This is a genomic window from Novosphingobium sp., from assembly GCF_037133355.1.
Classification (GTDB): Bacteria; Pseudomonadota; Alphaproteobacteria; order Sphingomonadales; family Sphingomonadaceae; genus Novosphingobium.
On sequence record NZ_JBAXOI010000001.1, the window covers coordinates 350,166 to 361,809 of the forward strand.

Genomic DNA, 11,644 nt, shown 5'->3' on the forward strand with positions numbered 1-11,644 from the left:
TCTTCAGGCTCTGGGCGCAATCCGCCGATAGCTCAGCGCCTCGGCCACATGTACCCGGCCAATCGTATCCGTTCCCGCCAAGTCCGCAATCGTGCGCGCCACGCGCAGCATCCGGGTATAGCCGCGCGCGGATAGGCGCATCGCCTCCGCCGCTTGCGCCAGCAGCTTGCGGCCCGGTTCGTCGGGCGTGGCGAAGCGTTCGAGGAGGTCGCCTTCGAGCTCGGCATTGGTGCGCCGCCCGCTGCCTTCCAGCCGCGCCGTCTGCAAGCGCCGCGCCGTTGCCACGCGCGCGGCGACGGCGTCAGATCCTTCGGCAGGCGGCGGCAGGGCAAGGTCTGCGGCGGAGACGGGATCTACTTCGACATGAAGATCGATCCGGTCGAGCAGCGGACCGGAGACCTTGGACTGGTAATCGCCCGCGCAGCGCGGCGCGCGGCTGCACCCTAGCGCCGGATCGCCGAGGTGGCCGCAGCGGCAGGGGTTCATCGCGGCCACCAGCTGCACCCGCGCCGGGAATGTGACATGGGCATTGGCCCGCGCGACGGTGACTTCGCCCGTCTCCAGCGGCTGGCGGAGCGAATCAAGCACCGCGCGCTGGAATTCGGGCAGCTCGTCGAGGAACAGCACGCCGAGATGGGCCAGGCTCACCTCGCCCGGCCGCACCCGCAGCCCGCCGCCCGTCAGCGCGGCCATCGAGGCGGAGTGGTGAGGGCTGCGGAAAGGGCGCGCGCGGCTGATGCGGCCTTCCTCCAAGAGTCCGGCGACCGAAGCGACCAGCGAGGTTTCGAGCGCCTCCGCCGGGGTCAGTTCAGGCAGAATGCCGGGCAGGCACGAGGCCATGAGCGACTTGCCCGCGCCCGGCGGCCCGATCATCAGAAGATTGTGCCCGCCCGCTGCCGCGATCTCCAGCGCACGCTTGGCGGTTTCCTGGCCCTTCACTTGGCGCAGGTCCGCGCGCCGCTCGGGCGGGGCGACTTCGCCGGGTTCGGGCAGCGGCAGGCGCAGCGTGCCTTTCAGATGGTTGAGCAGGCCGATCAGATCGGGCGCGGCGACCACTTCGATCCCGCTCGCCCAGCGCGCCTCGGCGCCTTGCGCGGCGGGGCAGACAAGGCCCTTTTCAATGCCGCTGGCGTGTAGCGCGGCGAGCAATACGCCGGGGCTGGCGATGACCCGCCCGTCGAGCGCCAGTTCGCCAACCGCCACAAAGTCCGCGACCGCTTCCAGATCGACCACGCCCATCGCCGCCAGCAGTGCCAGCGCGATCGGAAGGTCATAGTGCGAGCCTTCCTTGGGCAGATCGGCCGGCGAGAGGTTCACCGTGATGCGTTTGGGCGGCAGCGCCAGGCCCAACGCGGCAAGCGCGGAATGCACCCGCTCGCGGCTTTCGCCCACCGCCTTGTCGGGCAGGCCGACGACGCGGAACGACGGCAGGCCGGGCGCGATCTGGCACTGCACTTCCACGGCGCGCGCCTCCAGCCCCAGATAAGCAACCGTCGAAACCAGCGCGACCATACAGAGCCCCAAGCAAGCGCATCAGCCTAGGGACGCGGTGCCTTGCGGGAAAGGGCTGGCATGCCGCTCCAGCCATTATGGAAGCAATAGCCATTTAGGCACGGTTTACCGCCTTTTGCTGGCAAAAAGGCAACCATGGATGAAGAATAGAGATGTCATGAAACGAATCGCCTGTGCCCTGCTTTTGATCATCGCCGGCGCGACCGCTGCTTCCGCGCAGCAGGTTGCGACGCGCACTTGGGTCGATTCCCACGGTACCACCTGGACCGAGGTGACGACGACGCGAACTGTGCCCGAGGAACCGCGGAACCTGCGGATTGCCAGAGCGATCGTCGGGCTGCCGCGCTTCGGCCCCTTTGCAGTGGTCGATACGACGCATGCAGCGCTTGTCGGGGAAACCGATGGCAAGTCGCCCGATTCGTTCAAGACGATGATGAAGGCCTTCCCCGGCATCCGCATGCTTGAGCTGGTCGATTGTCCGGGCACCGCAGACGACGGCGCCAATCTCGCGCTTGGCCGGCTGATCCGCGAGCATGGGGTGGCGACCGATGTGCCTTCGGGCGGCTCGGTGCGTTCCGGCGGGCTCGAGCTGTTTCTGGCGGGCGTGACGCGGCGTGCCGCACCGGACGCGGAGTTCGGTGTTCATGCTTGGAAGGACGATGCGGGCCGTCAGCCCGGCGATTATCCCGCCGATGCGCCACCCAACCGGCTCTACCTTGACTACTACCGCGACATGGGCCTCAGCTCCGAGAACGCTCAGGGCCTCTATGCGCTGACCAATTCGGTGCCCAACGAGCAGATGCTCTGGCTCCACACCGGGGATATCCAGCGCTTCGTCCCCGTGGAGTAATGCGCGGGCGCAGGCGTCAGTGCGCCGCGCCCCAGCTTGGCCCTGTGCCGATCTCGACACCAAGCGGCACGGTGAGCTTCACCGCCGGTTCGGCCGCGCCCGCCATGACCGCCTCGATCACCTGCCGCGCTGCCGCGACGTCCCCTTCAGGAAGTTCGAACACCAGTTCGTCATGCACCTGCAGCAGCATGCGAACATGGCCAAGGCCGGCTGCCGCAAGCGCCGGGTCCATGCGGGCCATCGCGCGTTTGATGATGTCGGCACTGGTGCCCTGGATCGGCGCGTTGATCGCCGCGCGCTCGCTGCCCTGACGCTCTGCCTGGTTCTTCGAGTTGATCCGCGGGAACCACGTCTTGCGGCCGAACAGCGTCTCCGAATAGCCCAGCGTGCGCACACTTTCGAGCGTCTCATGGATATAGCGCTGGATGCCGGGGAAGCGCTCGAAATATCGGTCGATCATCGCCTGCGCTTCGTCCGCGCTCACGCCGAGGCGTCCGGCCAGGCCCCAGCGGCTGATGCCGTAGAGGATCGCGAAGTTGATCGTCTTGGCCCGCCCGCGCGTGTCGCGATCGACCGTGCCGAAAAGTTCCCGCGCGGTGCGGGCGTGGATGTCCTCGCCCGCAGCGAACGCCTCCTTGAGCGCCGGCACGTCGGCCATGTGCGCCGCGAGCCGCAGCTCGATCTGGCTGTAGTCCGCCGCCAGCAGCACGTTGCCGGGTTCCGCCACGAAAGCATCGCGGATCTGGCGGCCGATCTCGGTGCGGATCGGGATGTTCTGCAGATTGGGATCGTTCGAGGACAGCCGCCCGGTCTGTGCACCGACCAGACTGTAGCTGGTGTGGACCCGGCCCGTTGCCGGATTGATCGCGGCCTGCAGCGCATCGGTGTAAGTCGACTTGAGCTTTGAGAGCTGGCGCCATTCGAGCACCAGTGTCGCGACTTGGGCCCCACCGGCGGCCAGGCCTTCAAGCACCGATTGGTCGGTGGAGTATTGCCCGGTCTTGCCCTTCTTGCCGCCCTTGTAACCCAGCTTGTCGAACAGGATTTCGCCCAGCTGCTTGGGGCTGCCGATGGTGAAGGGCTGGCCGGCCTTTTCGTGGATCACCGTTTCCAGCCCGGCGATGGTCTCGGCAAACTGCGCGGAAAGCCCCGCCAGCCGCTCGCGGTCCACCCGGATACCGCGCCGCTCCATGGCCGCGACCACCGGAACCAGCGGGCGATCAACCCGCTCGTAGATGCGCGTGCCGCCTTCTTCCGCAAGGCGCGGGGCGAGCAGGCCGTGGAGCCGCCACGTAACCTCGGCATCCTCGGCGGCATAGCGCGTCGCATCGGCGAGCGGCACTTCAGCAAACGAGATCGCCTTCTTTCCGGTGCCGCACAGGTCCTTGAAAGCAATCGTGGTGTGGCCAAGCAGGCGCTGTGCGAGCTCGTCCATGCCATGCCCGCCCACACCCGCCTCGCCGCGCCCCGCATCAAGGCAGAAGCTCATGACCATGGTATCGTCGATCGGCGAGACCATCACGCCGTAGCGCGCCAGCACATTGATATCGTACTTAATGTTCTGCCCGATCTTGAGAACCGCATCGCTTTCCAGCAGCGGCTTCAGGAGGGCCAGCGCCGCGTCGCGTGGCGCCTGCACCGGCGCTTCGGCAAACATGTCGCTGCCGCGGTGCCCGAGCGGGATATAGCAGGCATCGCCCGGCCCGAGCGCGAGGCTCACGCCGACAAGCTCCGCCTGCATCGCATCAAGCGCGCTGGTCTCGGTATCGACCGCGACCACGCGTGCAGCAAAGGCGCGCCGGACCCACTGCGCGATATCTTCCAGCGTCTGCAGGCAGCGATAGCCGCCGGTATCGATGGCAGGCCATTCGGGCAGGCTCTGGCGCGTGTCGGCGCCCGCTGCCGGGGCCGCACCGGCGGGTGCAGAAGAGGCTTCCGGCGCGGTGCCGAGCTTGCGCAACAAGCTGGTGAAGCCATGCTCGCCCAGAAACGCGGCGAGCGGCTCGGGCGGAATCGCGGTGAGTTCGAACGATTCGAGCGGGAGCGGCAGCGCGCAATCCTCCTTGAGCTGGACAAGCTGGCGGGAAAGCCGCGCCATGTCCGCCTGCTCGATCAGGCTCTCGCGCAGCTTCCCCGGCTTCATCGCGGGCGCGGCGGTGAGTGCGCCCTCCAGCGTGCCATGCTCCTGAATAAGCTTGGTCGCGGTCTTGGGGCCGATGCCGCGGATGCCGGGCACGTTGTCCACCGCGTCGCCCATCAGCGCCAGCACATCGCCGACACGCTCAGGCTCGACCCCGAACTTCTCCATCACCTCCGGTATGTCGATGCGCTGGTTCTTCATCGTATCGAGCATGTCGACATAGCCGCCAGCCTCGGTCTTGCGTCCGACCAGCTGCATAAGGTCCTTGTCGGAGGAGACGATGGTCACGTTCCAGCCCTGCAAGGCCGCCGCGCGCGCATAGGAAGCGATCAGGTCGTCCGCCTCGAGCCCCTCCTCCTCGATGCAGGCGAGGCTGAAGGCGCGCGTCGCATCGCGGATCAGCGGAAACTGCGGCACGAGGTCTTCGGGCGGCGGCGGGCGGTTGGCCTTGTACTGGTCGTAGAGATCGTTGCGGAAGGTGATCGAGCCCTTGTCGAGGATCACGGCGAGGTGGGTTGGCCCGTCAGCCTTGTGCAGGTCTTCCGCCAGCTTCCACAGCATCGTGGTGTAGCCATAGACCGCGCCCACCGGCACGCCGGCCGGATTGGTCAGCGGCGGCAGGCGGTGATAGGCGCGGAAGATATAGGCCGAACCGTCGATCAGATAGAGATGCCGAGGCGGTTCGGCGGTTGCGGCTTGGGGGGGCGGGGCGGAGTCCATGCGGGGCGTGGTAGCGCCTTGGCCGTTCCAGCGAAAGCGCTTCGCGATGCGGCAATGCAGCATTGACGGGGTGATTCATCGGCGTCCGGGGGGTATTTCAGGCCTGTCATCACCCTGCAAAAATTCTTGTTATTCCGTAACATAATCCATGTATGACGGGTTTGCTGCTCCAAAGGCTTGCAAGGCGGTGAATTGCCGATTAATTGGGGCGAGAAGTCTACCGCCAGAGTAGGCTTTGCGGCGGGCTGCGGGCCCGGCGCGGTCCACTTCAATCCAGGGATTGTAACGCATGCGCAAGCTCCTCCTCGCCGCTGTCGCCGGCACTGCCTTCGCTCTCGCCGGTTGCTCGGAAAAGGCTCCCGAAGCTCCTGCCACTGAAGCCGTTGAATCGGATGCCGCCATGGATTCGGCTGCTGCTTCTGACGCGGCTATGGAATCGGCTCCGGCTGCCGACGCTTCGAGCGAAGCCGCCAAGATGTAATTCCCGCCCGCAAGGGCAGGTTACAGATAAAGGGGTACGGTTGCGCGCGCAGCCGTGCCCCTTTTTCTTTGCGCGCACTGCGCGCGGCAAGGCTCTGCGCGGCAGAAGACGCGCCAGGTTTGCAGCCCTTGGGGAAAAATCAGCGGCGCGCCGTCTCGAGCCCGCTCAGCGGGAGCGGCTGACTATAACCGTCGTAAAGCACGCGCGCGATCTGCGCGATCAGGCCGGCATGCGCGGTGTGGCCTTCCGGGCCGGTCACGAAGATCGCTATGGCGAGGTGCCGACCATCAGGCAGGCGCACAATGCCGACATCGTCGGTGACGCCGGCAAGCGTGCCGGTCTTGTGCGCGAAAACCACGTCTTCGGGCAGGCCGCTGCGGATGCGGTTCTTGCCGGTGCTGGTGCGCGTCATCGTGTCGAGCAGCACGGCCCGGCTTTCCGGGCTCAAGGCGCTGCCGCGATCGATCGCGGCAAGCAGCGCGACCATGGCGCGCGGCGTGCTGCTGGTGCGGTTGTCGATTGTGGTGGCCGGATTGACGCGGCCATCATCACGCACCAGCGTTGCCATCGTGTGATCGAGATGCTGGCCGTTCACGCCTATGCGGCTGAGCCAAGCGTTGACCACGCCGATCCCGCCGACCGCAGCAATCAGCCCATCGGTCGCGTGATTGTCGCTGCGCGTGATGCTGAGTTCCATCAGGCTCTGCGCCGTCATGACCTCGCCAGGTCGGACAGCAGCGACAGACCCGCGCGATTCGGCGGATTCGGCCACGGGCACCATCATCGGAAACGGCTGGTCGAGCCGCAAGCGGCCTTGCTCGACGCCCGAGAGGTAGGTCGCCGCGATCGCGATCTTGGCAGTGCTGGCCATCGGGAACGGCATGTCGCCGTTGATCATGATCTGCCCGCCGCCATCGAGATCGACCGCCGCGACGCCGATGCGGCCGCGACCTTGTGCAACGATTGCAGAGACCTGCTGCTCGATCGCGTCATCGCGCGCGCTCTGCAGGCTGGTTCCGGGGCGGGCCTGCGCAGGGCTGGCGACCAGCAAGAGCGGCGCAGCACACCACAGCGCCGCCGCAATCCACTTGTGCATCCTGTTGTCGCGGCGCGCCATGCCGATCCCTTAACCTGAAACCTGTTTAGGTATTCTTAGCAGCCTAACTGATTGTGATTGCAGCGCAAGCCATGACGACTCGGATAGTCGCGCCGCACGCGCGGCTTGCCGCGCCCAAGCGCAGGCTGGACATTAATCGCACGATTAAGGATAGTCTCCCAAACAAGCTGGAATGACAGCCCGAACGGGCGGACGAGAGGAGCGCATGGCGGCGCAGGCGCAGCAGAATCCGGCCGAGGGGCTGGCGCAAGGGCTTGAACGCGTGATGGCGCGGGCGGGTCGGCGCGGCGCCGTGACTGATTTGCTGCGCCTTTCCGGCGGCGCCAACATGCAGAGCTGGCGCTTCGAACTGGGCGGCGAGGCCTTCGTGCTGCGCCGCGCGCCTTCTGAAGAATGGGTCGCCACGCGCCAGCTTGATATGGCGAAGGAAGCCAAAGTGATCCGCACCGCGCGCGCCGGCGGCGTGCTTGCGCCCGAAGTAGTGGCCGAGCTGGCGCCGCAGGACGACATCGGCCTCGGCTTCGTGATGCGCTGTGCACCCGGTTCGCCCGATCCGGAAAACGCGCTGTCCTCCCCGCCCGCGCTGCTCGCCGAAATCGCCACGGCGTTGGCGGGCGTACACGCGCTCGATCCCGCGACGCTTCCGTTCCTGCCAGTGCTTGAGCCTGCCGCTGGAGTCGAGGCGCTGGCGCTGCAGTTCGCCGAAGCCGGCGGCGACCGTCCGCCGATCGCGCTGGGCCTTGCCTGGCTCCGCGCCAATCTGCCGCCGCCCGCCCAGCTGCGGGTGCTCCACGGCGATCTCAGGATCGGCAACCTGATGGTCGAGGATGGGCGCCTGTCCGCCGTGCTCGATTGGGAGCTGGCGCATCTCGGCGATGCGCACGAGGACCTCGCATTCGGCTGCATGACGGTGTGGCGCTTCGGCCGACTCGACAAGCAGGGTTTTGGCCTCGGCTCGGTCGCCGATCTGGCACGGGCCTACGAAGCGGCGTGTGGCACCGCGTTTGAACCTGCGCGCTTCCGCTTCTGGCTGGTTTACCGCACCGTCTGGTGGGCGCTCAGCTGCCTCAGCATGGGGCGCGCCTGGCGCTCCGGTGCGGACCGCTCCCTGGAACGCGTCGTCGTTGCGCGGCGCTCTGCCGAACAGGACCTCGATCTTCTTCTGTTGCTCGAGACCGAGGCACCCGAGGCCGAACGCGCGCGCCGCCTGCCATTGTCCCCCGCGCCGCCCGAGCCCGGATTGGGCGAGCCGAGCGCCGCCGAGATCCTCACCGCCGTGTCCGAATGGCTCGCCGCGACGGTCAAGCCCCACATGGCCGCCGGGCGCGAGCGCTTCGAGCTGGCGGTCGCGCAGAACGCGCTCGGTATCGTCCGCCGCGAACTCGCCGGTCGGCCAAGCCCGCACGACAAAGCGCTGTGCGAGGCGATTCTCTCGGGGCGCACCACGCTGGCCGAGCCTGGCCTGCTCGCCGCGCTGCGCCGCCGCGTGCTCGATACGCTCGCCGCCGACATGCCGAAATACCCTGCGCTCAGCGAAGCGCGCCGACTTTGGGAGAGAACGGAATGAACTTCGATCTGCCGCAGGAGCTTCTGGACTACCTCGCCGAGCTCGATGCCTTCATCGACAGCGAGATCAAGCCGCTTGAGCAAGCGGACGACAACATCCGCTTCTTCGACCACCGCCGCGAATGGGCGCGCACCAATTTCGAGGACCAGGGCCTGCCGCGCCACGAATGGGAAGCCCTGCTGATCGAAGCCACCCGCCGCTCGGATGCCGCCGGCCACTGGCGCTTTTCCGCGCCGAAGAAATACGGCGGCAAGGATGGCAAGAACCTTTGGATGGCGGTGATCCGCGATCACTTCACGCAGAAGGGCCTTGGTCTTCATAACGATCTGCAAAATGAGCATTCGATCGTCGGGAACTTCCCGTTCGTGAATATGTTCGAGCATTTCGGCACACCCGCGCAGCAGGAAGAATTCATCCTCGGCGGCTTCGCGCGCACGCGCCGCGTCTCCTTCGGCCTGACCGAAGCGCGGCACGGTTCCGATGCGACGCATATGGAAACGCGCGCGGTGCGCGAGACGCGGGACGGCGTGCCCGGTTGGCGGATCGATGGCGAAAAGATGTGGATCACCGGCATGCACATCGCCAGCCACTGCGCAGTTTTCGCGCGCACGGCGGGCGAGCCGGGCGACGCGCGCGGGATCACCTGTCTCCTCGTACCCAACCCTTCGCCGGGGCTGGTGATCGAGGAATACATGTGGACCTTCAACATGCCGACCGACCACCCGCGCCTGTCGCTCACCAATGTCTGGGTGCCGGAAAGCGCGATGCTCGGGCCCGAGGGCGGCGGCCTCGCCATTGCGCAGAGCTTCGTGCACCAGAACCGCATCCGGCAGGCCGCATCCTCGCTCGGCGCAGCGACGTTCTGCATCGAGGAATCAGTACGCTATGCGCGGGAACGCAAGCCCTTCGGCGAAGAGCTGGCGCGCAACCAGGCCATCCAGTTCCCGCTGGTCGAGCTGGCGACCCAGTGCGAGATGCTGCGCCTCCTGATCCGCAAGACGGCGTGGGAAATGGACCGCCTCGAAGCCGAGGAAGGCGGCCACAAGCGCATCGAGCGCGAGCTCTCCGACAAGGTCTCGATGTGCAATTACTGGGCGAACCGGCTGGTCTGCGAAGCGGCGGACCGCGCGATGCAGGTCCACGGCGGCATCGGCTATTCACGCCACAAGCCCTTTGAGCACATCTACCGCCACCACCGCCGCTACCGCATCACCGAGGGCGCGGAGGAAATCCAGATGCGCAAGGTCGGCGCGTATCTGTTCGGCTATCTGGGGCCGCGGAAGGGGATGTTCGGGTAGGGCCTGCGGCTATGGCAGGTTCGCCAGAAGGTCTGGCAACGACGACTGCACTGTCTCCCAGACGACGGCGAGATTGATATCGTAGTAGCCGTGCGCAATCCGGTTGCGCATGCCCCGGATGGCGCGCCATTCGATGGCGGGGTGCGCTTCGGTGAAGGCCGGGGACTGCGCCATCAATTTCGTTGCCGCCTCCCCGATGATCACGAGATTGAGGATGACGGCCTGCTGCGTGCGCTTGTCCGCAAGGAACTCTTCCGCGCCATCCCGTCGGTGTAGATCAGGGCTTGTTCCGCCGCTTCTCGCATATGCGCGAGGAGATCATCCCGGCTTTGCGCCATCAAATCGGGCGTGCCTCTGCCAGCACAGCATCGCGGAAGGCGGGGGTTATGTCTTCCGGCGTGAGGAGGTCAACCGGAGCGCCGAGGAGATCTTCCAGATCGGCCTGAAGTCCGCCGAGATCGAACAGGGTGGCGCCCGGCAGGGTATCGACGAGGATGTCGAAATCGCTTGAGGGACCGGCCTGACCGTGGAGCACGGAGCCGAACAGCCGCGGGTTGGCCGCCTTGCGCCGAGCTGCAAGCGCCAGCACGGCGACGCGGTGGTCGGCAAGGATGCGGGCGTGTTCCATGAAAGCAAATCTATGGAATGCCGGTGCCAGGTGCAAGACCGTTGGCTGGCTCCACCTCCCACCTGCTGCGCTGGCAGCCCCCCGAGTAAGCTCGGGGGGCTTTGTCTTCGTCAGGCGAACGCCGCCTTGAGGTCGTCCACCAGATCCAGCCGCTCCCACGGGAAGAAGTCGCCGTCCGCCTTGCGGCCGAAGTGGCCATAGGCAGCCGTCGGCTGGTAGATCGGCTTGTTGAGGCCGAGGTGCGTGCGGATCGCGCGCGGGGTCAGGCCGCCGAGGCGGGTGATCGCGAGGATCGCCTGCTCGATCTTGTCATCGCCCACGGTGCCGGTGTCGTGCGTGTCGACATAGAGCGACAGCGGCTGCGAGACGCCAATGGCATAGGCGATCTGGATCGTGCAGCGCGTGGCAAGGCCCGAGGCGACCACGTTCTTGGCGAGGTAGCGTGTGATATAGGCCGCCGAGCGGTCGACCTTGGTGGGGTCCTTGCCCGAGAACGCGCCGCCGCCGTGCGGGCTGGCGCCGCCGTATGTGTCGACGATGATCTTGCGGCCGGTAAGGCCGGCGTCGCCATCGGGGCCACCGATCTCGAACGAGCCGGTCGGGTTGATGTAGTACTTGGTCTCGCGCAGCAGCACCGGCGGGATCACCTCGGCGATCACGCGCTTCACATAAGCGTGGAGCTCGGCTTCCTTCTCGCCCTCATCATAGCCCGGCGCGTGCTGGGTCGAGACGACGACTGCGGTGGCCGCGACGGGGAGCGAGCCCTCGTAACGCAGCGTGACCTGGCTCTTGGCGTCCGGCTCGAGGAACGGCGCCGCGCCAGAGTGGCGGTCGGCGGCCATGCGCTCAAGGATCTTGTGGCTGTAGTAGAGCGTGGCGGGCATGAGATCGGGCGTCTCGTCGGTGGCGTAACCGAACATGATGCCCTGATCGCCTGCGCCTTCGTCCTTGTTGTCGGCGGCATCGACGCCCTGCGCGATGTGTGCGGACTGGCCATGCAGGCGGTTGATGAACTCGAACTTCTCCCAGTGGAAGCCGTCCTGCTCATAGCCGATGCGCTTCACCGTCTCGCGCACGGTCTGCTCGATCTCGGCCTGTGCGCCCGGGGCCCATTCGCCGCCTTCGTATACACCCTTGCAGCGGATTTCGCCGGCGAGGACCACCAGCTGCGTCGTCGTCAGCGTTTCGCAGGCGATGCGCGCCTCGGGATCCTTGGAAAGGAACAGGTCCACGATCCCGTCGCTGATCTGATCGGCGACCTTGTCGGGATGGCCTTCGGAAACGCTTTCAGACGTGAACAGGTAATCGCTGCGCATAGGAGAATCCTGATA

10 protein-coding genes are annotated in these 11,644 nt (G+C 66.6%); 4 read left to right on the top strand and 6 right to left on the bottom strand.

Features of this window, described 5'->3' with window-relative positions; genetic code table 11:
- Positions 1-3 precede the first annotated feature (3 nt).
- The gene (locus tag WCL10_RS01785; protein ID WP_336893889.1) at positions 4-1,512 is read right to left on the bottom strand and encodes a YifB family Mg chelatase-like AAA ATPase; all 1,509 of its coding nucleotides are present in this window, start codon (positions 1,510-1,512) and stop codon (positions 4-6) included.
- Between the two features lie 157 nt (positions 1,513-1,669).
- Between WCL10_RS01785 and WCL10_RS01790 the strand changes: the two genes are divergently transcribed.
- The gene (locus tag WCL10_RS01790) at positions 1,670-2,362 is read left to right on the top strand and encodes a hypothetical protein (RefSeq protein ID WP_336893890.1); all 693 of its coding nucleotides are present in this window, start codon (positions 1,670-1,672) and stop codon (positions 2,360-2,362) included.
- Between the two features lie 16 nt (positions 2,363-2,378).
- On the opposite strand, the gene polA is transcribed toward WCL10_RS01790, so the two are convergent.
- Entirely contained in the window at positions 2,379-5,222 is a 2,844-nt protein-coding gene (gene polA, locus WCL10_RS01795) for a DNA polymerase I (RefSeq protein WP_336893891.1), read from the bottom strand.
- A 289-nt stretch (positions 5,223-5,511) separates the two neighbouring features.
- Here polA and WCL10_RS01800 point away from each other — a divergent pair, with 289 nt between their 5' ends.
- The gene (locus tag WCL10_RS01800; RefSeq protein WP_336893892.1) at positions 5,512-5,703 is read left to right on the top strand and encodes a hypothetical protein; all 192 of its coding nucleotides are present in this window, start codon (positions 5,512-5,514) and stop codon (positions 5,701-5,703) included.
- Positions 5,704-5,842: 139 nt separating this feature from the next.
- Here the strand turns inward: WCL10_RS01800 and WCL10_RS01805 are convergent, their stop codons facing one another.
- A complete protein-coding gene (locus WCL10_RS01805; RefSeq protein ID WP_336893893.1) occupies positions 5,843-6,820 on the bottom strand; it encodes a serine hydrolase in 978 nt (325 codons plus the stop codon).
- A 172-nt stretch (positions 6,821-6,992) separates the two neighbouring features.
- Here WCL10_RS01805 and WCL10_RS01810 point away from each other — a divergent pair, with 172 nt between their 5' ends.
- Both WCL10_RS01810 and WCL10_RS01815 read left to right on the top strand, forming a co-directional pair.
- The gene (locus WCL10_RS01810; protein ID WP_336893894.1) at positions 6,993-8,387 is read left to right on the top strand and encodes a phosphotransferase family protein; all 1,395 of its coding nucleotides are present in this window, start codon (positions 6,993-6,995) and stop codon (positions 8,385-8,387) included.
- Positions 8,384-9,685, top strand: coding sequence for an acyl-CoA dehydrogenase (locus WCL10_RS01815; protein ID WP_336893895.1), 1,302 nt, complete (start codon positions 8,384-8,386; stop codon positions 9,683-9,685). The genes WCL10_RS01810 and WCL10_RS01815 overlap by 4 nt, the downstream gene beginning before the upstream one ends.
- 9 nt (positions 9,686-9,694) lie before the next feature.
- Here the strand turns inward: WCL10_RS01815 and WCL10_RS01820 are convergent, their stop codons facing one another.
- From WCL10_RS01820 to metK, 3 genes are all read right to left on the bottom strand, one after another.
- Entirely contained in the window at positions 9,695-9,889 is a 195-nt protein-coding gene (locus tag WCL10_RS01820; protein WP_336893896.1) for a HepT-like ribonuclease domain-containing protein, read from the bottom strand.
- 133 nt (positions 9,890-10,022) lie between these two features.
- Positions 10,023-10,313, bottom strand: coding sequence for a nucleotidyltransferase family protein (locus WCL10_RS01825; RefSeq protein ID WP_336893897.1), 291 nt, complete (start codon positions 10,311-10,313; stop codon positions 10,023-10,025).
- A gap of 110 nt (positions 10,314-10,423) precedes the next feature.
- Entirely contained in the window at positions 10,424-11,629 is a 1,206-nt protein-coding gene (gene metK / locus WCL10_RS01830) for a methionine adenosyltransferase (protein WP_336893898.1), read from the bottom strand.
- Between the last annotated feature and the right edge of the window lie 15 nt (positions 11,630-11,644).